Origin of the sequence: Vagococcus xieshaowenii, from assembly GCF_004792515.1 — a bacterium.
GTDB classification, from domain to species: Bacteria; Bacillota; Bacilli; order Lactobacillales; family Vagococcaceae; genus Vagococcus_A; species Vagococcus_A xieshaowenii.
Window position 1 is genome coordinate 1,830,001 of record NZ_CP038865.1, and the last position, 21,714, is coordinate 1,851,714.

General features: G+C 37.1%; 20 protein-coding genes and 2 rRNA genes (1 of these 22 only partly in view). 4 read left to right on the forward strand and 18 right to left on the reverse strand.

The genetic code is table 11. The features are described from left to right. Positions 1–126: ribosomal RNA gene (locus tag E4Z98_RS08790) — 23S ribosomal RNA — on the reverse strand; it reaches 2,791 nt to the left of the window's first position. A 237-nt stretch (positions 127–363) separates the two neighbouring features. Beyond that, positions 364–1,923 (reverse strand): 16S ribosomal RNA (locus tag E4Z98_RS08795). The 16S and 23S rRNA genes sit together here, the layout of an rRNA operon. Before the next feature lie 705 nt (positions 1,924–2,628). Between E4Z98_RS08795 and E4Z98_RS08800 the strand changes: the two genes are divergently transcribed. Beyond that, entirely contained in the window at positions 2,629–4,650 is a 2,022-nt protein-coding gene (locus E4Z98_RS08800) for a KUP/HAK/KT family potassium transporter (protein ID WP_135254321.1), read from the forward strand. Between the two features lie 47 nt (positions 4,651–4,697). Here the strand turns inward: E4Z98_RS08800 and E4Z98_RS10260 are convergent, their stop codons facing one another. After that, positions 4,698–4,829 (reverse strand): hypothetical protein, encoded by a 132-nt coding sequence (locus E4Z98_RS10260; protein WP_280529213.1) that lies wholly within the window; start codon positions 4,827–4,829, stop codon positions 4,698–4,700. A 104-nt stretch (positions 4,830–4,933) separates the two neighbouring features. Continuing rightward, complete coding sequence (locus tag E4Z98_RS08805) at positions 4,934–5,872, reverse strand: AEC family transporter (RefSeq protein ID WP_135254322.1); 939 nt, start codon at positions 5,870–5,872, stop codon at positions 4,934–4,936. A 231-nt stretch (positions 5,873–6,103) separates the two neighbouring features. Between E4Z98_RS08805 and E4Z98_RS08810 the strand changes: the two genes are divergently transcribed. Then, on the forward strand, positions 6,104–6,769 hold the full coding sequence (locus E4Z98_RS08810) for a helix-turn-helix transcriptional regulator (protein WP_135254323.1): 666 nt from the start codon (positions 6,104–6,106) through the stop codon (positions 6,767–6,769). Between the two features lie 43 nt (positions 6,770–6,812). On the opposite strand, the gene E4Z98_RS08815 is transcribed toward E4Z98_RS08810, so the two are convergent. The 3 genes from E4Z98_RS08815 to E4Z98_RS08825 are packed head-to-tail and all read right to left on the reverse strand — an operon-like array spanning position 6,813 to position 9,960. Continuing rightward, entirely contained in the window at positions 6,813–8,234 is a 1,422-nt protein-coding gene (locus E4Z98_RS08815) for a cation:dicarboxylate symporter family transporter (protein WP_241856690.1), read from the reverse strand. A gap of 17 nt (positions 8,235–8,251) precedes the next feature. Continuing rightward, entirely contained in the window at positions 8,252–9,586 is a 1,335-nt protein-coding gene (locus E4Z98_RS08820) for a CoA-disulfide reductase (protein ID WP_135254324.1), read from the reverse strand. Positions 9,587–9,600: 14 nt separating this feature from the next. Next, the gene (locus E4Z98_RS08825) at positions 9,601–9,960 is read right to left on the reverse strand and encodes a Rid family detoxifying hydrolase (protein ID WP_135254325.1); all 360 of its coding nucleotides are present in this window, start codon (positions 9,958–9,960) and stop codon (positions 9,601–9,603) included. Between the two features lie 313 nt (positions 9,961–10,273). Here E4Z98_RS08825 and E4Z98_RS08830 point away from each other — a divergent pair, with 313 nt between their 5' ends. Next, positions 10,274–11,407 carry a trans-sulfuration enzyme family protein gene (locus tag E4Z98_RS08830; RefSeq protein WP_135254326.1) on the forward strand — a complete coding sequence of 378 codons (1,134 nt, stop codon included), beginning with the start codon at positions 10,274–10,276 and terminating at the stop codon, positions 11,405–11,407. 106 nt (positions 11,408–11,513) lie between these two features. Here the strand turns inward: E4Z98_RS08830 and E4Z98_RS08835 are convergent, their stop codons facing one another. Beyond that, complete coding sequence (locus tag E4Z98_RS08835; protein WP_135254327.1) at positions 11,514–12,377, reverse strand: alpha/beta fold hydrolase; 864 nt, start codon at positions 12,375–12,377, stop codon at positions 11,514–11,516. A gap of 34 nt (positions 12,378–12,411) precedes the next feature. Next, positions 12,412–13,473, reverse strand: a complete 1,062-nt coding sequence (locus E4Z98_RS08840) for an LPXTG cell wall anchor domain-containing protein (RefSeq protein WP_135254328.1) — start codon at positions 13,471–13,473, stop codon at positions 12,412–12,414. Between the two features lie 358 nt (positions 13,474–13,831). Between E4Z98_RS08840 and E4Z98_RS08845 the strand changes: the two genes are divergently transcribed. Beyond that, positions 13,832–15,853, forward strand: a complete 2,022-nt coding sequence (locus E4Z98_RS08845; protein ID WP_135254329.1) for a KUP/HAK/KT family potassium transporter — start codon at positions 13,832–13,834, stop codon at positions 15,851–15,853. Between the two features lie 106 nt (positions 15,854–15,959). Here E4Z98_RS08845 and E4Z98_RS08850 read toward each other — a convergent pair whose 3' ends face one another. The 9 genes from E4Z98_RS08850 to rpiB all read right to left on the reverse strand — a co-directional run bounded on the left by E4Z98_RS08850 (position 15,960) and on the right by rpiB (position 21,543). Next, the gene (locus E4Z98_RS08850) at positions 15,960–16,886 is read right to left on the reverse strand and encodes a transketolase family protein (RefSeq protein WP_135254330.1); all 927 of its coding nucleotides are present in this window, start codon (positions 16,884–16,886) and stop codon (positions 15,960–15,962) included. A gap of 1 nt (position 16,887) precedes the next feature. Next, the gene (locus tag E4Z98_RS08855; protein ID WP_135254331.1) at positions 16,888–17,700 is read right to left on the reverse strand and encodes a transketolase; all 813 of its coding nucleotides are present in this window, start codon (positions 17,698–17,700) and stop codon (positions 16,888–16,890) included. Between the two features lie 4 nt (positions 17,701–17,704). Further along, positions 17,705–18,313, reverse strand: a complete 609-nt coding sequence (dhaL, locus tag E4Z98_RS08860) for a dihydroxyacetone kinase subunit DhaL (RefSeq protein ID WP_241856764.1) — start codon at positions 18,311–18,313, stop codon at positions 17,705–17,707. Between the two features lie 116 nt (positions 18,314–18,429). After that, positions 18,430–18,771, reverse strand: coding sequence for a Lin0368 family putative glycerol transporter subunit (locus E4Z98_RS08865; protein WP_135254333.1), 342 nt, complete (start codon positions 18,769–18,771; stop codon positions 18,430–18,432). A 15-nt stretch (positions 18,772–18,786) separates the two neighbouring features. Continuing rightward, a complete protein-coding gene (locus tag E4Z98_RS08870) occupies positions 18,787–19,209 on the reverse strand; it encodes a Lin0368 family putative glycerol transporter subunit (protein WP_135254334.1) in 423 nt (140 codons plus the stop codon). Positions 19,210–19,247: 38 nt separating this feature from the next. Continuing rightward, positions 19,248–19,631 (reverse strand): dihydroxyacetone kinase phosphoryl donor subunit DhaM, encoded by a 384-nt coding sequence (gene dhaM / locus E4Z98_RS08875; protein WP_135254335.1) that lies wholly within the window; start codon positions 19,629–19,631, stop codon positions 19,248–19,250. Positions 19,632–19,638: 7 nt separating this feature from the next. Continuing rightward, complete coding sequence (locus E4Z98_RS08880; RefSeq protein WP_135254336.1) at positions 19,639–20,409, reverse strand: triose-phosphate isomerase family protein; 771 nt, start codon at positions 20,407–20,409, stop codon at positions 19,639–19,641. A gap of 21 nt (positions 20,410–20,430) precedes the next feature. Next, complete coding sequence (gene fsa, locus E4Z98_RS08885; RefSeq protein WP_135254337.1) at positions 20,431–21,075, reverse strand: fructose-6-phosphate aldolase; 645 nt, start codon at positions 21,073–21,075, stop codon at positions 20,431–20,433. An 18-nt stretch (positions 21,076–21,093) separates the two neighbouring features. Further along, entirely contained in the window at positions 21,094–21,543 is a 450-nt protein-coding gene (gene rpiB / locus E4Z98_RS08890; protein WP_135254338.1) for a ribose 5-phosphate isomerase B, read from the reverse strand. Positions 21,544–21,714 lie beyond the last annotated feature (171 nt).

Here is a 21,714-nt window from a genome sequence, read left to right on the forward strand (position 1 = left end):
TTGCCCCATTCGGAAATCTCTGGATCATAGCTTACGTACAGCTCCCCAAAGCTTATCGGAGTTAGTCCCGTCCTTCATCGTCTTCTAGTGCCAAGGCATCCACCGTGCGCCCTTATTCACTTAACCTTATTTGCTACCACTTACGTGCTAGACTCTTGATTTCTACCAACTAGCGATAGTCAGCTCCATCAATCCTATGTTTTAGCTATTGAACTTTGTTTATTAACTCGTTTCAACGCGGTGTTTTCGGTTTGTTTACATTTTGTTTCAATATCCAGTTTTCAATGAACGAATGTTTGAGAGTAAACCTCTCAAAACTGAGCAATGAATAAGTCAACCTGTGTATTCCGTAATATTCCTTAGAAAGGAGGTGATCCAGCCGCACCTTCCGATACGGCTACCTTGTTACGACTTCACCCCAGTTATCTATCCCACCTTAGGCGGCTGGCTCCCGAAGGTTACCTCACCGACTTTGGGTGTTACAAACTCCCGTGGTGTGACGGGCGGTGTGTACAAGGCCCGGGAACGTATTCACCGCGGCGTTCTGATCCGCGATTACTAGCGATTCCGGCTTCATGTAGGCGAGTTGCAGCCTACAATCCGAACTGAGAACAGCTTTAAGAGATTAGCTTGACCTCGCGGTCTCGCGACTCGTTGTACTGTCCATTGTAGCACGTGTGTAGCCCAGGTCATAAGGGGCATGATGATTTGACGTCATCCCCACCTTCCTCCGGTTTGTCACCGGCAGTCTTGCTAGAGTGCCCAACTTAATGATGGCAACTAACAATAAGGGTTGCGCTCGTTGCGGGACTTAACCCAACATCTCACGACACGAGCTGACGACAACCATGCACCACCTGTCACTTTGTCCCCGAAGGGAAAGTTCTATCTCTAGAATGGTCAAAGGATGTCAAGACCTGGTAAGGTTCTTCGCGTTGCTTCGAATTAAACCACATGCTCCACCGCTTGTGCGGGCCCCCGTCAATTCCTTTGAGTTTCAGTCTTGCGACCGTACTCCCCAGGCGGAGTGCTTAATGCGTTAGCTGCAGCACTGAAGGGCGGAAACCCTCCAACACTTAGCACTCATCGTTTACGGCGTGGACTACCAGGGTATCTAATCCTGTTTGCTCCCCACGCTTTCGAGCCTCAGCGTCAGTTACAGACCAGAGAGTCGCCTTCGCCACTGGTGTTCCTCCATATATCTACGCATTTCACCGCTACACATGGAATTCCACTCTCCTCTTCTGCACTCAAGTTCCCCAGTTTCCAATGACCTTCCTCGGTTGAGCCGAGGGCTTTCACATCAGACTTAAAGAACCGCCTGCGCTCGCTTTACGCCCAATAAATCCGGACAACGCTTGCCACCTACGTATTACCGCGGCTGCTGGCACGTAGTTAGCCGTGGCTTTCTGGTTAGATACCGTCAAGGCGTGAACAGTTACTCTCACGCTTGTTCTTCTCTAACAACAGAGTTTTACGATCCGAAAACCTTCTTCACTCACGCGGCGTTGCTCGGTCAGACTTTCGTCCATTGCCGAAGATTCCCTACTGCTGCCTCCCGTAGGAGTCTGGGCCGTGTCTCAGTCCCAGTGTGGCCGATCACCCTCTCAGGTCGGCTATGCATCACGGTCTTGGTGAGCCATTACCTCACCAACTAACTAATGCAGCGCGGGTCTATCCATCAGCGACACCCGAAAGCGTCTTTCATCATTCAATCATGCGATCAAAAGAGATATGCGGTATTAGCACCTGTTTCCAAGTGTTATCCCCCACTGATGGGCAAGTTACCCACGTGTTACTCACCCGTCCGCCACTCTTTTTCTTTCGGTGGAGCAAGCTCCGGTGAAAGAAAAAGCGTTCGACTTGCATGTATTAGGCACGCCGCCAGCGTTCGTCCTGAGCCAGGATCAAACTCTCAATAAAAGTTTTGATAACATCCGAAGATGTCGCTCATTTATGTTTGCTAGCGAATTACTTCACTAAAATTTAAAAATTGTTGGTTTTGTTTTACACTTTGTAAAACACCCTACACATTTGGTTTGTCTTATTCATTGTTCAGTTTTCAAAGGTCTACGTAAAAGTTTTTAACTTGTCGTTGCCTTTCGTGACAACTACATAAGTTTATCATGGTTGTTTTTGTTTGTCAACAACTTTTTAAAAAACTTTTTTATTTTGTTTTTGTCGTTTGAAGAACTTTCGTTCCTGACAACTTCTAAATCTTATCATCAATAGTTGATAAAGTCAACTGTTTTCCAAAACTTTTTAAAAGTTTTTTTATTTAATTTAAATGATGTCTCGTGTCCTCTCAGACGACTTCACCTATACTATACCTATTAACAACATAATACAAGCACTATTTTATATTTTTTTAGTAAAAACACATGATTTGTATTTTTCTTCTATATAATACAATTTTTTATTTTATTTATTTTAAATCCTCTAAATTTCTGTGGAATTAACACTTGCTTTTCTGTTTATTGGGCGTATAATCATGCTTGTATTTGGGAAGTAGATACATATTTTTTGTGATTTCAAACCGAACAGTTTAATAAACATGCGCTTCTTAGAATCTAACAATCACTAATTTAATGATTAACGGTTTTTATTTTAAAAAAAGGAGAAGAAAAAATGCAACATTCAAAAAAAGTTACAATAGCTAGTTTACTTGTTACTATGGGAGTTGTTTACGGTGATATCGGAACAAGTCCATTATATGTAATGAAAGCAATATTAGCAGGAAACGGTGGCTTGGGGAGTATCAATGAAGAATTCATCATTGGTTCAATTTCTTTAGTGATCTGGACTGTCACCTTAATGACTACTGTCAAGTATGTCCTAATAGCTTTACGTGCAGACAACCATGGTGAAGGTGGTATCTTTTCTCTATATACTTTAGTTCGAAAAGTGTCCCCTTATTTAATTTTTCCTGCATTAATTGGAGGCGCTACTCTTTTAGCTGATGGCATCTTAACACCTGCTGTTACTATTACAACCGCTGTAGAAGGTCTCCGAGGATTACCGTTTTTTTATGATCGATTTGGTAATAACCAAGAAATCATCGTCATTATTACATTAACCATTATTCTGCTGTTATTTACCATTCAACGTTTTGGTACTGAAAAAGTTGGGAAAACATTTGGGCCGATAATGTTTTGTTGGTTTACATTTCTTGGCGCGATGGGCTTATACAATTTATCTGGCGAGTGGCACATATTAAAGGCACTTAACCCCTATTACGCATTTGAATTGCTAGTAAGTCCTGCCAATAAAGCTGGTATTTTAATTCTTGGAAGTGTCTTTCTTGCCACAACTGGGGCTGAAGCCTTATATGCAGATATGGGACACGTTGGGCGTAATAATATTTATGCTAGTTGGCCATATATCAAACTTTGCTTACTATTAAATTACTTTGGACAAGGTGCTTGGTTAATGGAAGCTATGAACGATGCTACTTATTTAGAAATCGAAGACTTAAACCCTTTCTTCAGTATGATTCCTAATGAGTTGTCACTTATTTCCGTTGCATTCGCAACCTTAGCTGCCATCATTGCTTCGCAATCATTAATTTCAGGTTCATTCACCTTAGTTTCTGAAGCAATCAAATTAAAACTATTTCCTAAGCTAAAAATCATCTATCCTAGTAATCAAAAAGGACAAATGTACATACCTGTTATTAATTGGTTATTGTGCTTGTTATGTATGCTCATTGTGTTTAGTTTCAAAACATCCCAACATCTAGAGTCAGCTTATGGACTATCGATTACTATTACGATGTTAATGACAGCTATTTTATTATGGGTCTATCTATTAAAACAAAATATACCGGCAATTATTGCGCATAGTTTCTTACTCTTTTTCTCTGTACTTCAAAGTGTCTTTTTCTATTCAAACATCGCGAAATTCATGCACGGTGGTTATGTTGCAATTTTGATTGCATTTGTATTATTCATTATCATGTTAACTTGGCACTTAAGTAATAAGATAAAAGAAAAAGTAGCTAAAAAAGTCCCTCTTGCAAATTATGTAGAACAATTAGAAAAATTATCTAACTCTGAGGATATCCCTTTATATCAAACCAACGTCGTTTACCTAACTGATGATTTGTCTGAGCAACTGGTTGATCTTAAGATTCTTTACTCTATCTTGGATAAAAAACCTAAACGTGCTCAAGTATATTGGTTTGTTAATCTTTACGTTACGGATGAACCTTACACAAAAGAATACTATGTTGAGACTTTCAACAGCAAACACGTCGTAAGTATTCAATTACGTTTAGGTTTTAGAATGAGTCAAAAAGTGAATGTGTATATGCGTCAAATCGTACAAGAAATGATGGCTCAAGGCTTGATTGATACGCAAGAACAAGAGTTTTCGATTGAGCCGGGCAGATCCGTTGGTGACTTCTGTTTCGTTCTAATTAATGATGGTCTCTATAAAGGAACCACCGGCCTAAGCAATATTGAAAAATTGACTTATCAACTAAAATTAGCAATAAAAGCCGTCACCACTTCAACTGAAAACTGGTTTGGTTTACAGTATAGTGATGTCGTGAAAGAAAGTGTGCCGCTTGTTATAGACACGCGTGAATACCCTGAAAAATACCACTTAACCATGAAGCGCACACACAAATTTAGTTCTGAAGAATTATAATATAAAAAGGCAAAGCCGATTAGGGCTTTGCCTTTTTGTATGCATTTTTATTTAATATAAATCTTTGGACCACGGCGCATGTTTTTGCGATCATTTTTTGGCTCTTGCATGTCTTTTGTTTTACCGCCGCCATTTTGTTTCTTCTTGATTAATTCTAACATTTTATCTTTTGAACTCATTTTGTACTCCTTTGTACTTTACTTCATCTTCACAGACAACTAGTCGACCACTTATTTTAACACAATCGTGTGGTTTGTCTATTCTATTAAGTTAATAATTCAAATTAAATCCAGATAAACAAGTAAAGGATAATAACAAACAAGTAAGACAGAATCGAATAAATCAAACTTGATGTAGCAAAAACATCATCTGCACCATACGCACGGGCCAACATCGGCATTGAGTTTTGAACTGGCATTGCGGATTGCAACATAAACACTTTTAACATAAGCGCAGGAACAGGTATCACAAAGCCCAACAAGTAAACCACTAGTGGAGATACCACGTAGCGGCCTAGCAAAACCCCTATAACCTCTTTGTCAAAATTAATATTCCTCCAGCCCGTCTGATACACAATCATCCCGATAATAAAAAGTGATAACGGCGTTGTTAAACCACCCATATAACGACTAAAATCAATCAGCGGCTTTATTTTAGGCAATTCTAATAGCATCCAAACTAACCCAACAAAAAAACCAACTAATGCTGGATTTAATAATTTCCGAGCGACTTCTCGCCAATCAAATGACCACGACATACTGGCCCCTTCTTTATCACTGGCTATCAAACTAATCCCAATAGTAAAAAAGAACGTCGTGTTACACATATAGTATAAAAGCGCATAGGGAATTGCTTGCTCTCCAAAAACTGCGGTTGTAACAGGTAATCCCATAAAAATGGTATTCGATGCCGTAAACATCGTTTGGAAAACACCACGTCTACTAGGGGTTACTTTCCACACCACACAGAACACTTTAGATAAAATAAACGTAGCCACAATTGAAATAGCTGGTAAAGCAATACCTGAAGCCAACGTCATAAATTGATCATGCTCGAATTTTTCAATCATATTAAGATACATATTCAAAGGTAACGCGATATTAAGCACTAACTTTGAAAAAGCATCAATCATCACATTATTAAACCATTTCTTTGCTGATAATGCATATCCTACCAGTATCATAGAAAAAATAACTAATATATTCAAATAAGTTGTAAGCAAAACACTTCCCCCATCCTTAATGACTTTAACCCTCTTACTTTATCATAAAACAAACATAATTTGATCATTAATTAAGCTTTTTCGACTAAATTTATGTGTTTCTTTTCCCTTAATCTACCGCTTAGTAAGAATAATAAATTTTTATCATCCTAATGGCAGAAAAAATTCATTTAATAATCTAGAGCTTTTGTGCTATGCTATATCCATGATAAAAAATTATCAGGAGGCCCTATGAAAAAAGAAAACTTACACTTTTATCAATCACTAACGCATTTTTTAGGCAAAACATTAGGTAAAAATTTTGAAGTTGTTTTACATATCTTAGAAAAAGATAATTATCACATTGCCGCAATTGAAAATAGTCATATTAGCGGCCGAAGTCTAAATTCTCCTGTTACAGAGTTTGCACTAGAATTAATCCAAGATAATCGCCATTTAGACAAAGACTATGTTGTTAATTACAAAGCACAAACAGTAAACGGTCAAGCTCTAAGAGGCGCTACTTTTTTTATCAAAAACGAAGACAAACAGCTTGAAGGTCTTCTATGTATTAATCAAGATGTAAGTAAGTACGAACAACTTTCTAAAGAACTTCTTGCTCTGGCTGGTCTAACCCAAACTTGTCCTTCAGAATTCAAAGAAGAACATCTTATCGACACTGTTGAAGTGCTTGATGAATCTATAGAGGATATCGTTCATACTATCATTAAGCCCGAATTACTTACGTCAAATGCCTCATTATCAAAAGAGCAAAAATTAGACGTCATCCATCAATTAAATGAAAAAGGTATCTTCCAAATCAAAGGAGCGGTTATGCGCGTGGCTGATATTTTAAACATCTCTGAACCCAGTGTTTATCGCTACATTAAGATTGTTAATGACAAAGAAAAAGGATAAAGATAATGGCTATTTGGCACATTATCTTTATCCTTTTTACTTGTTATTCTTCTACTGATTTTATCTCGCTATTAAATGCTTCCTTATCAAATGTACCTTCCCACTTATCAACCATAATCGCTGATACCATTGAGCCTGCTACATTTAACATGGTGCGTCCCATATCGACAATTGGGTCAATTCCAAAGATTGCACCAATACTTGAAATAGTATGACCATAACCTAAACCATTTAAGGTAACTGTTGCTGCTACTGTTGCAGTCCCCGGTACACCCGCAATTCCAATTGAACCGACTGTTACTACTAATACTACCAAGACAAAAAATGAAACGTTCATCTCAGCACCTGCAGCAGAAGCAATTAATGTTCCTAACATCGCTGGGAACACCCCTGCACAGCCATTCATCCCAACTGCGGTTCCTAACGTTGCGACGAAGTTAGTAGTTTCACCAGATACACCCATATTTTTTTCTAATGTCGTAATGGTATAAGGCAATGTCCCGACACTTGAACGAGAAGAAAAAGCAAATAATAAGGTGGTGAAGGCTTTTTTGTAGAACGTTAACGGGTTAACACCTAATCCTATTAAAATAACCACATAGACTAATAACATGATAATAACGCCCGTATATAACGCAGCAATGAAACCAATCATCCCTGTGATTGCTTGAAGACCATTTGAAATGATCGTGTTACTTACTAACGCTACAACACCATAAGGCATTAACTTGATCACGTTCGTTAAGACTGAATTAACCGTTACTTTTAATGATTCCAATAATGTGACAAACGGTGCCACTTGTTCTGGTTTTTTCACTTGTAAGAAACGAATCGCTACGGCAAACATCGCCGCAATAATAACCACGGATACAATGCTTCCATTATCACTCATTACACTAAAAATATTATTTGGAATTAAGTTTAAGAAGAATTCCGGAAAACTTTGAGACGCAATATTAGCCATCGATTCAACTTTTGCTTCTGTCAAATCTCCTGCAAAATCGGCACCATTTAATCCAAATAATTTAACCACTAAGATACCCACAACAGCTGAAATAGCTGTCGTCCCAAGTAACGTAGCAAATGTTTTTCCTGTTAAATGTTTAATCCTATCGCCTTTAACATCAATGACTACTTTAATAATTGACAAAAAGACTACCGGAATAGCTAATAATTGCACTAACTTAAGAAAACCACTTCCAAGTAACCCGTACCAAACTGAAATCTCACCCCGACCATAGTCTAAATAAATACTATTTTTACTACCAACTAAATCAATCACAACACCTAACACTAGCCCAATAACTAATGCGATAATCATTCGTTTAGAAAAGTTTACTTTTTTTTCTTTTAACACCTTTAAGCTATACAAGGCTACCAATAATAAAACAACAGCTCCAATAGTATACATGTTACTAATCTTTAAAAACTGGGTAAAAAAAGGGGCATCGATCATCTTTTTCATCTCCTATTACTTCTAGTTTATTTTGCGGTATTCGCTGCAACATTAATTGCTTCCCATGTTGAAGCAAATGGTGGTGCATACGCATAGTCAATAAAACCTAATTCTTTCGTTGTTAAACCTGCATGAACAGCGGTTGCCAGACCTGTTAGTCTTAAGACGGTTTCATTTTTCCCGAATAATTGCGCGCCATATAGAACATATGTCTGCGCATCATACACTAGTTTAATCGTAATTTTTTCCTGTACGGTATAGTAATTAGAGTGATTGTTCGTTTCAATACACGTTGTTTTTACAGAAAGCCCTAATGATTTGGCTTGTTTTTCAGTCAATCCTGTACTAGCTGCTTCATATGCCCCTGCTTTAATCGCACTACTTCCTAAGGCCCCAACATACGCCATACGTTCATCTCTATTTACCGCAATATTGGTTCCCACAATGCGTCCCATCTTATTAGCGACAGTGGCTAACGGAATGTACATTGTTCCGGCTAAACGATGGTTAATCGTCGCGCAATCCCCGGCTGCATATACTTCTTTGATTGATGTTTCACCGAATTCGTCAATCACAATCGCGCCATTTCCTAACATCTCTAACTGACCATCTAAAAATTTAGTGTTAGGTCTAAAGCCAACCGCAACGATGACGGCATCTGCTGGATATTCCCCTTTATCTGTTTTAACAGATATTACGTTTGATTGAGCAGCAACAAATTCTTGCGCACGCTCTTGCGTTTGGATGAGCACCCCTTCTTCTCTAACAGCTTCCATAATCTTCTCAGAAAACTCCGGATCAAATGGCCCACCCATTATAACACTATCGGATTCAATAACTGTTACTTTCTTACCTTGAAGAGCTAATTGATCTGCCACTTCGATACCAATGAACCCTCCACCGATAACTACAATATGCTGATAATTCACTAACTCTTCTTTTAATGTCATGACACGTTCTGGCTTGGTTACTGTATACACATTATCCGAATGAATTCCTGGGATGGGTGGTACAATAGGTGTCGCTCCTGTCGCTAACATTAGGCGATCATAGCTTTTAACCAAGTGTTCATTCGTTTCTAAATCAATGATTGTTAACGTTTTGCTGGTAAAATCAATGGCCGTTACTTCGTGACCTAGTAATAAATTAATCCCGGATGCTCGCATTTGTTCAGGTGTTCTAGCAAACATTTCTTGCTCGTCTTCAAATTGGTTGCCTAAGTAATATGGCAAACCACATGCACCAAACGAGACGTATTGTTCTTTTTCAATCACTGTTACCTTTGCTTCTTTGTTCGTACGAGCTGCTTTAGCTGCCGCACTCATCCCTGCTGCAATACCACCAATTATAACAATCTCCATCAATTAATCTCCTCTTATTTTTTAATGATAAATTCGATTTCTACTAATGCTCCCTTAGGCAACGCTGAGACTTGGAAGGCTGATCTAGCAGGACATTCTCCAGTGAAGTATTCCCCATAAACTTCGTTAAATGAAACAAAGCCACTAAAGTCGGTTAAAAAACACGTTGTTTTAACGATTTGATCAAAGTTTGCCCCCACTTCATTCAAAATCAACTGAATATTTTCCATGACTTGTTTCGTTTGCCCCTTGATATCTGTTGCTTCAATTTCTCCTGTCATCCCGTTAACTGGTAATTGACCTGATACAAAGATTAAGTCTCCTGCTTCACGATACGTTGAATATGGCCCAATTGCTGCTGGTATTTTTGACATACTAATCTCTCCATTCATCTATTTTTATAGTTGATAATTTTTTATCAACAAATCTTCTTTCATAGAAAAACTTATCATATAAAAAAACCTACGTCAATAATTTTATGATAAAAAGTAAGCGTTTTATTCATTGTATTTTGTGTTTATATTAATCTTTTCGATAGTTATTTCATCCTAGTTTAATCTTTGCTCGAATGTGATAATTTTTTATCAAATTTAGTTGACATTCTTTTTTTAAACGTGTTACGTTTATAGCGAACGATACACATAACGATTATTTATTAAACAGTCTATTGAATCGGAGGAATCTAATATGAAAATTAACACTAAATTATTACATGGTTACCCTGTCATCGACCCAACAACTGGCGCTTCGTCTATCCCTAAGTATCAAGCCTCAACTTTCCACCAAACAGATGTCTTTCATCACACGGGCTATAGTTATACTCGCTTTTCAAACCCCACTGTTGAAGCAGCCGAAGACTGTATTGCAACATTAGAAAACGCTCAATACGGCTTAGCTTTTTCATCAGGAATGGCTGCGATTAATGCCGTATTGTTCCTATTATCAAATGGCGATCACCTTGTATTAGGAAAAAATATTTATGGAGGCACCTTCCAAACGGTAACAGAGTTTTTAGATCGTTTTGGCGTAACGTATACATTTGTGGATGAATCAGATGTAGTCGCTTGGCAAGAAGCTATTCAACCTAATACAAAAATGTTCTATTTAGAATCTCCTTCTAATCCTTTATTAACTATCACAGATATTCAAGAAGTTTGTTCACTTGCTAAGAAGCATAACATTCTAACTGCTTGCGACAACACTTTTATGACACCGCTATCACAACAACCCTTAACATTAGGGGCCGATATCAGTATTAATAGCGCAACTAAATTTATCAACGGACATAGCGATGTTGTGGCTGGCTTGTTAGCGACCAACTCTGAATCACTATACAACACGTTAAAAACACACCAAAAAGCATTGGGGGGTGTTTTAGGTGTCGAAGATGCTTGGTTACTACTACGCGGGGTAAAGACAATGGGCTTACGCATGCAACAATCCATAAAAAATGCACAGACCATCGCAGAATTCCTATTAAACAAAAAACAAGTGACTAAGGTTTACTACCCTGGACTATCTACGCATGCTCATCATGATATCCACATGAAGCAAGCATCAGATGGGGGGGCTGTTCTTTCATTTGAACTAGAAAACATCGAGCAAATTAAACAGTTATTTAGTAATTGTCAAGTTCCAATTGTTGCCGTTAGCCTTGGGGGGGTTGAGTCTATCCTATCTTATCCATGGCAAATGTCACACGCTTGTATGCCTGAAGAAGAACGCTTAAACATGGGCGTTACCCCTACATTAGTCCGATTATCTTGTGGAATCGAAGATGTAGAAGACTTAATTGAGGATTTGGATAAGTGTATTGGGTGAAAAACAACAGCCTGCCTAACCTATTACAAACGATAAACAAATAAAAGTTTAAATAGATTTAAAACCAGAAAACTTACCACCTTAATTGGCACTAAGTCTTCTGGTTTTATTTATATAAGAAATCTAACACCATTTGATCAACGTCTTGATTTTCATGTAATTGGCTATGTTGTGCATTCGTTCCTTCAATAATTTGGTAAGAGATATTACTAAATTGATTAGATAATAATGCAACGACACTAAGCGCATCTGATACTGACACTGTGCCATCACTTTGAGTCCCATCTGATACATCCCCAGCAATCAATAGTGCCTGCACCTGTTGTGGTTCTTGTGATAACATTGTCTCAAAATCAGCATAACGATCGCTTTTGTTAACTGGACCATTAGCCAACACTGATTCAAGCGTCTCCCCCTCATTTAGTTCAGCAAAATTATTAAACGGTGCCCCAATAGCAATGAATTTTGACACGTTTGGAAGCTGATTGTCTTGGGTATAAGTTAATAAGTACCTTAGTGCACTCACACCCCCCATCGAATGTCCCACTAAATTAACCTCTTTCACTTGATAAGTATCATGTAAATACGCTAAACAATTCTTAATCCATAACGCTTGGTTCCATTCATGACTTTGATTGTCTTCAAATAAGACTTGAATCGTCGGATTATCTGTTTTTCCAGACAATTCTCCCTTAGCAGATACATTCCCTTCAGTATCCACGCTCAGGACCATTTCTTTATTTGTTATCCCTTCACGTTCCAAACGACGCAACATGCCACCAAAAGATAATCGCCCGCCTTGGTAACCATGAACAAACAGCGTTGGCGTCTTAGAAAACTGATACGTAGGCTCAATAACTTCCGTTGTTCCAGAAGTTTGATCCCCCACTTCTACAGGGGAAGAAGCCGTCGATTGTTGACGACATCCTACCAATACTAATAGGCATAGTAACCACCATATTTTTTTCATTCTATCTCTCCACATCACTGATTATTATTTATCTTTAACGTTTATTAACTTTATTTCGTCTAATGATAATTGATACTACCAGAAACACTAACACTAAACCAAGAACGGTTAACCATGTTTTCTTTTGCTCTCCTGTTTGTGGCATAATCCCTTTATTCTCATCGGTTGACTCACTTGATGTCACCGCTTCGACTTTCTGTTGTTCAGAGCTATCGGTTATTACTTCTGATGTCGCTATCGTTGTTTCGGTTGGAGGCGTCATAGACGATTCTATTGTAGAAGCCTCTGTTGTCAGGACCTCTTCATTTGAAGAATAATGCCATATCCAACCAATGATTCCTGGAAAAAGAGCACCCGATTCAGCGAGCATTTCCTTTTGTATCGGTGAGAAATAGCTCAAAATATTCGTCACTTCTTGAGCGCTTAATTTGGGAATAGCAATGAATGAGCTATCACTAGGATAAAGTGCTGCGAGATACTCAACTAATTGATCTACCTCTGGAATCATCTTTAATGCATTATCATAACTATTTGGGTCATACGCAAGCATCGGTTCAATGACTTCCCATGAAAGGGTATGATCTTTATACAACGCCTGAAGTATGCGGATGTACCCCCCAACATCTAGGCCATAAATATCAGCACCTACTCGTTCTGTCACTTTCATCGCATTTAATAATTGTTCATCCGTATAACCATCAATTTCTTCTTTTGAAATCAAATCACTTACCGATGATAACGTCGCACGTATACTTTCTGGGTCATTCTCTTGGTCAATGGCGGTTTCTCTCGTAGCCGCCTCAACGCCTAACTCCTGCTCTATTTGACTTAAAACAGCTTCTTGTTCCGTTACTATCTTAGCTGATTCAACAGGTCTACTTTCGATGACGTCTTCACTACTAGCTATACTTGTTGGCTCTTGAGTGCTTTGGCTCGTTGCAATTGCACTAGATTCTAATATGTAGTCACTGGTTTGTTCTATTGTGGGTGAATCTGTTGTGGTCACTCTTGCATCAAGTACTTCACTAGATTCTTCTGACAAAGTACTCATTGGAAATAAACATAGTAACGCACTCATTAAAAGATATTTTTTCATCGTGCCATCTCCTTTATGTAAATATACCCTAATTGTAGCATGTACCACCTAAAAACAACTATAAAAAGAGGGTTTATTTAATATTTATTAACCGTTTGATGATTGGGGAGATATCAGTCTTTTTAACTATTGTCATTGTTTTTTATAAATTATTTTTTCATTAACCCCTTGTTTATTATTTATTAACATGTATAATCGTTAATATATTTAGGGGAGTAGCAACATAGTATATTTATGGTTTTAAATCAACTATCACGTCTAACAGACTGGTTTAAAGCGTAATTTGCAAGACCTAACCGAACACAAGTTATTTGTGTTGGTTAGGTCTTTTTATTTTAGAAAGGAGATTAAGACAATCATGCATCAATCAAAAAAAATCACCCTCGCAAGTTTATTGGTAGCGATGGGCGTTGTATACGGAGATATCGGAACAAGTCCACTATACGTCATGAAAGCTATTGTGAGCGGTAACGGAGGACTAGGGAGTATCAATGAAGAATTTGTCGTTGGGGCGATTTCGTTAGTGATCTGGACTGTCACCTTAATGACGACTGTTAAATATGTTCTCATCGCATTACGAGCTGATAATCATGGTGAAGGAGGAATTTTTTCACTCTATACATTAGTCCGAAAGGTAGTGCCTATTCTAATCTTCCCCGCTTTAATCGGAGGAGCCGCACTTTTAGCTGATGGTGTCTTAACACCTGCTGTAACGATAACAACAGCAGTTGAAGGTTTACGAGGAATCCCGTTATTCTATCAGCATTTTGGTGATAATCAACATATTATCGTCCTACTGGCTATCGGAATCATCACCTTATTGTTCATGATCCAACGTTTTGGTACCGAAAAAGTGGGAAAAGCCTTTGGTCCTGTCATGTTTGGCTGGTTTACATTCTTAGGTGCGGTAGGATTGTATAATTTACTGGGAGATTTTTCTATCTTACGTGCCCTAAATCCTTACTATGCAGTAGAATTACTTTTTAGCCCTGCAAATAAAATTGGCATTCTTATTTTAGGTAGTGTCTTTCTAGCAACAACCGGTGCCGAAGCTCTGTACGCTGATATGGGACATGTTGGTAAAAATAATATTTTAGCGAGCTGGCCTTATATTAAATTATGTTTGATCTTGAATTATTTAGGACAAGGGGCTTGGTTGATCACTCATCTAAATAATGAGGTATATATGAATCAAACAGACTTAAACCCATTTTTTAGCATGATGCCAAAAGAATTATCCTTAGTAGCCGTAATTTTCGCAACTTTAGCGGCAATTATCGCTTCTCAATCATTAATTTCTGGCTCCTTCACTCTAGTTGCCGAAGCCATGAAATTAAAATTATTCCCTAAATTGAGAATTGTTTATCCTACCACTCATAAAGGACAAATGTATATTCCTGTGATCAATTCACTCCTATGGCTGTTATGTATCACGATTGTTTTTAAATTCAAAACATCTCATCGCTTAGAAGCAGCCTATGGATTAGCCATTACTATTACGATGCTAATGACGACTATTTTGTTATGGGTCTATTTATTAAAACATAAGACTCCTAAAATCTTGTCCTATACGTTCCTTATATTCTTTAGCTTGCTAGAAGGCGTCTTCTTCTACTCAAGTGCGGCGAAGTTTTTACAAGGTGGCTATGTCGCTATTTTGATCGCGGTTATTTTATTTATTATTATGCTAAGTTGGCATTTGAGCAATCAAATCAAAGAAAAAGTGGCAAAAAAAGTGCCGCTAAAAGATTATGTCTCACAATTAGAAAAACTAGCAAACGATACGGATATGCCCTTTTACCAAACGAATGTGGTTTATTTAACCGATGACTTATCTGAACAAATGATTGATCGAAAAATCATTTATTCTATCTTAGACAAAAAACCAAAACGGGCCCAAGTCTACTGGTTTGTTAATGTATTTGTCACCGATGACCCTTATACCAAAGAATACTTGGTTGAAACCTTCCATAGTCAACATGTCGTCAGCGTACAGTTGCGTTTAGGGTTCAGAATGAATCAAAACGTGAACGTTTATATGCGTCAAATTGTCAAAGAGATGATGGACGAACACACTATTGAAAAACAAACACAAGAATATTCTATCCAACCTGGACGTAGCGTTGGGGACTTCTGTTTTGTCCTAATCGATGATGGGTTATACAAAGGAACTACCGGATTAACCTCTTTTGAAAAAATTGTTTATCAAATTAAACTAGCCATTAAAACCGTGACAACCTCAACTGAAAATTGGTTTGGATTACAATATAGTGAAGTCGTTAAAGAAAGTGTCCCACTAGTTATTGATAAACGTGGACCTTCTGAAGAAGAAAAATTAGTATTGAAGAAAGACCAGGTGTTTAGTTCGGAAGAAGTTTAGGTAAACAGTTATACCCTTACTTGATAAAATAATTAAACCCAACCTCTATGTAGTACTGAGAGGTTGGGTTTGTTGGGTTCATCTAATGTTTCTGCTACTCACCTATCTAACGAATAGACATATTTTTCGCTTGTTCAATAATAGCCGAAGCAGTTAAACCGTAATGTTCCTTTAATATTTCTGGATTTCCGGATTGACCAAATCTATCTTCTACCCCTATTTTTTTTAATTTAATAGGATAAGCTTCAGATAAATATTCAGCAACCGCGCTTCCTAATCCACCAATTATACTGTGTTCTTCAGCCGTAATAATCCATGGTGTTTTCTTCGCAATCTTTAATAACAACGCCTCATCTAATGGCTTAATGGTAGGCATATTTATTACATTCAAAAAAATATTTTCTTGTTGTAATAATGTAGCCGCTGTTAATGCTTCTTGTACCATAGCACCTGTGGCGATAATGGTTCCGTGATGACCTGCTAAGAGTTCTTCACCCTTGCCAATAACAAAGGGTTGCTTTTCTTTATGGACTCTATTTACAGCTAATCTACCTAATCTAAGATAAACCGGGCCTTCATGTTGCATAATAGCTTCCATTGCTGCTTCAGTTTCCAGGTCATCAACTGGATTAATAATGGTCATCCCAGGAATAACACGCATAAGCGCAATATCTTCAATAGCCTGATGAGAACCACCATCTTCTCCTACCGTAACACCTGCATGTGTCGCCGCAATCGTGACATTTAAATTTTGATAGGCGATAGCGTTTCTTATTTGTTCATAAGCTCGTCCTGCTCCGAATATAGCAAAGGTACTTGCAAATGGACGTTTCCCGCCTAAAGCTAGTCCAGCAGCTGTTCCCATCATATCTGCTTCAGCAATCCCTATATTATAAAACTTATTAGGAACTTCTTTTGCAAATACATCGGTCTTAGTTGCTGCGGATAAATCAGCGTCTAAAACAATTAGATCTTTATTATCTTTTAATTTTAAAAGTGTTTCACCATAAGCTTGTCTAGTAGCTTTTTTCATCCTACAACACCTCCTTCAACTCAGAAAGTGCTCGTTGCGCTTCTTCTGGAGAAGGAGCTTTACCATGCCACCCTACTTGATTTTCCATAAAACTAACACCTTTTCCTTTAATCGTTTCACAAAGAATCATCGTAGGTGCTCCCTTATTAGTTTTAGCTTGTTCAATAGCTTCAATCAGTGACGTAATATCATGACCATTTGCTTCTAATACATGCCAATTAAACGCCTTGAATTTATCGGCAATATTATTAACTGCCATTACCTCATCATTACTTCCATCGATTTGAAGACCATTATGATCAACTAAAGCGATAACATTATTCAACTTATAATGTGCCGCTGTCATTGCAGCTTCCCAAACTTGTCCTTCTTGTAACTCTCCATCACCTAGAAGCACATATACTTTTTTATCAATATTATCTTGACGCTTAGCTAAGGCTAAACCATTAGCTATTGATAAACCTTGTCCTAAAGAACCACTCGATGAATCAACACCTCGCGTTTTCAAACGATCTGGATGTCCTTGTAACATACTAGAAAATTTCCTTAAATTAAGTAATTCTTTTTTATCAAAAAAACCTTTATCTGCTAAAACGGCATACAATGCCGGTGCCGCATGACCTTTGGATAAAATAAAGTGATCTCTATCTTGAGAATCATAATTTTCAAGTGAGATATCCATCTCCTTATAATACAACACAGTTAAAATATCAATAGCAGAAAGAGAACCTCCTGGATGACCTGAACCCGCAGATTCAAGAGAGCTAATAATATTTCCTCTTAACTCTCTTGCTTTTTCTTCAAATTTCATCATTGTATTATACCTTTTCTACTTGTTTCTTCATTTCCTCTAAAAAGACATTAATAAGCATCCAAGATGAAGCAGAACCAGGATCTCTATGCCCGATTGCTCTCTCTCCTAGTCTCATTGCTCGACCTTTTTTTGCCACTAAAGGAATAGTAGAATCCGAACCTTGTTTCATAATAGCTACCGCATCTTCTAAGACCTTGATAGAATCTTCGTCTTCTTTATGTAGTTCTAGATAATCTAATCCAGGTAATAATGTATCCAACATCGTTTTATCACCTAGTTCTGCTTTACCTCTCATTTGAATCGCTTCAATACCATTTTTTAGCATATCCACGAACTCAACAAATGTCACTTCATTCTTTCCAACAACGTCTTTTCCAATTTTCATAAAAAAGCTGCCATACAACGGTCCTGAAGCACCGCCCACTTTACTTAATAAAATCATGCCTGATTTTTTTAATAAATCATTAATATCATTTGAGTTATCATAATTTTCTTGAAGTTTTTCTGTAACTCCTCTAAATCCAATACTTAAATTAATACCGTGATCACCATCGCCAATATCAGAATCTAATTCTGTCCAATAATCACGATTCTCTTCTGTTAGCGCTGCCATTTTTTCTAAACTAATTTTAAAAAACTCTTTATTTAACAACAACTTATTATTCATAAAGTAACCTTCTTTCTGGAATTAAAATTCTTATGTAGTTCGTGGTAAAGGAAAATTTGTTTTTATAAAAATAGAGACAATAAGAAACCGCCCACTATTCCTGCAAGAATAGCTGCTACTACTTTAGGAATAGATTTCTTTATATTACCACCTACAATAGAAGATGCTACCCATACACCAACACCGGCAGCTAATCCTTGATCTACCCATGCCGCGCCTGATTGTGTAATCATAGGTGTAGAAATACCATGGTTTAGACACCAAGCAGTTCCAACAATAAATAGCGCTGCCATCCATCCACCAATCGGCCCCCAATTATCTACCATTTTACCCCATGACATTCTAATCATAAAAGGAAAAATAAAAGAGCCGCATAATGTTGCAATACCTAAACTTGTAGTCATGATTCTTCCTCCTGCTTAATTTTTATTTTTAAGGTTGTTTAATTCTAGTTCATTCATGCCAGGTTCTGGTGATTCTGTTTCAAACGTATCGTCTTTTGCCATACTTTTTTCGATAGCAGCCGCCACAATACCACCTAAAGCTGACCCAACTATCACTAATAAAATTGTCGGAATAGAATCAATAAGACTCGAAGTACCCGTCATAAATGTGTCTCTCATAATTCCACAAACACCGATTGCTAACCCCATATCAACAAATGAAGCATCATCTAGATTACCGGTTAAATTCACGTAATGATTCATGTACCATAATGGACCGATGATAATTCCTGCAGCCAAAAATCCCCCAAAAATGCCAAACTTACCTAATTCTCCCCATACAGCCATCACCACAACACCAGCTATCAAATATCCAATAAAGCTTCTAAAAAATTTCATAATAGATTCTCCTTATTTTAATAAAAAATTATTTTAGCCTATAAATAAGATAGTTCTGACAAGATTTCTTCTTTTTCCTGAGTAACTGTTGATTTAACAGCCACTGCGAAAGATCCTTCGACTAGAGGGGCATCAATTATTTCTACTTTTGATAAAAGTTCGCTATCTTCAATCAAATCTACAGCTGATTCCGAGCTCAAAACAGCGCTTCCAATATCGCAAAAAATAAAAATATTCTGACAATCTTTATTAGCTTCTATCGCTTCCATAATCATTATAGCGTTAGTTCCTATTCTGCCATCACCTGTTCCTCCTGCAGAAATAATCCTAACTTGATCACATTTACCTGTCATTTCCTCGATCATTTCTTTGGTACCATCTGTAATTTTTTGACTATGCGAAACTAAAATTATTCCAATCATGTTTTACTTACCCCTTTATTTTTTTTACAAGTTTAACTATTAGAGCATAATTTTTGGGATTATGACCAAACCTACCAACAAATACACCATCAACATTATCATCAGAAACTATTTCTTCTACATTTTCTAAAGATACTGACCCACCATAGATAATTCTAATTGTATCTGATGTTTTTTTATCATATAATTCTTCGATACATTTTCTAATCAAGTGATGCACCTTGTGAACATGAGTTGAACTAGCCGCTTGTGCTTTTCCAATTGCCCAAGCTGGTTCATATGCAAAAATAATCTTTTTAACATCTTCACGATCAATAGTTGCTAAATCAAGTGATAGTTGTTTTTTCAAAACTTGTTTAATTAAACAATAATCCTCGGTAATCTCTAATTCACCAATACAATGGACTGGCGTAACACCATTTCTTAGCGCCAATTTCAATTTTTTATTAATTATATCATTTGATTCTTTAAAAATTGTACGACGCTCAATATGTCCAATTTCAACATATTTACCGCCCATATCAATGAGTGATTCAACTGAAAATTCACCAGTGAACGCTCCATTTGCTTCGAATCCAATATTTTGGGCACCCAATCCTATAGAAGAATCCATTAATTCTATAGACACAGGGTAAATTACTCCTAAGCTAGGAAACATGAATTGTTCCACTTGGTTCTCATTACCGATTTCTTTCACCACTTCTTTAGAAAATTCACATGCCTCAGTTATATAGTTTTGATAGTTTTTTAAACTAATCCCTACAATTGATTTTCTCATATAAACACTATCTTTCATATGTTATTTTTTAAAAGATTCCCAATCTTTTAAGAAACCTTCAATACCAGCGTCAGTTAATGGGTGAGACCATAATTTAGGGAATAAACTTCCTGGAATAGTTGCAATATCTGCTCCCACTTCAGCAACCAATTCTACATGCCCTAGATTTCTAATGCTAGCCGCAATAATTTCAGTGTCGTAGCCGTAGTCGACTAATACTTTTTTCAAATTAGCAATCATTGAAATACTGTCTGTTCCAATATCATCTAAGCGACCAACAAATGGGCTGACATAAGTTGCTCCGGCTTTTGCAGCCATTAAACCTTGTGACACTGTAAAGACAAGTGTGACATTTGTTTTAATTCCTTCTTTAGATAAAATATTAACCGCTTCCAATCCTGCTTCAGTCATAGGGATTTTTACCACAACGTTATCCGCCCACTTAACAAGTTCTCTTGCTTCTTTAACCATGCCATCTGCTTCCAAAGAAATAACTTCAGCACTTACTGGTCCTGGAATTAATTCGCAAATTTCAGTGATAACTTCTTTAAAATCACGACCTTCTTTAGCGATAATTGATGGATTAGTTGTGACCCCATCGACTAAACCTAATTTATTAATTCGTTTAATTTCATCAACATTAGCAGTATCTAGAAAAAATTTCATTTTACTTTTCCTCTTTTCTTATTTTTTAAATTCGTTTTCTTTTTCCATAATTTGGTCGATTTTTCTTGATGAATTACCACCTTCAAATGAAACTGATAAATATTCATCTACGATTTTTTTGGCAACTTCGATACCTATCACTTTAGAACCTAATGTAATAATTTGAGCATTGTTACTCAATTGAGCTCTTTCAGCTGAATAAGTATCATGTACTTGCGCTGCTCTTATACCTGGGATTTTATTAGCTGCCATCGCCATCCCAATTCCAGTCCCACAGCAAAGTATTCCGCGCTCTACTTCATTGGATAATACACCATTAGCAACTGTAAAGGCGATATTAGGATAATCCACCTCATCTGGTGAAAAACATCCATAATCTTCCACTTCAATCCCTTGTCCTCTTAAATAATTAATTAATTCACTTTTCATTTCAAACGCATTATGATCTGATCCAATTCCAATTTTCACTAATATCCTCCTCCTTATCTTTTGTTGACTTAATCTTATATCTTTTTCGTTTTGTTGTCAATTGTTTTCTTTAACTTTCGTATACACCCGAAAAACAAAAGAATCCGAAAACAAATAACGAAAATTAGATATATTTCTTTTGTATTATACAGTGTTTTATTGTACAATGAT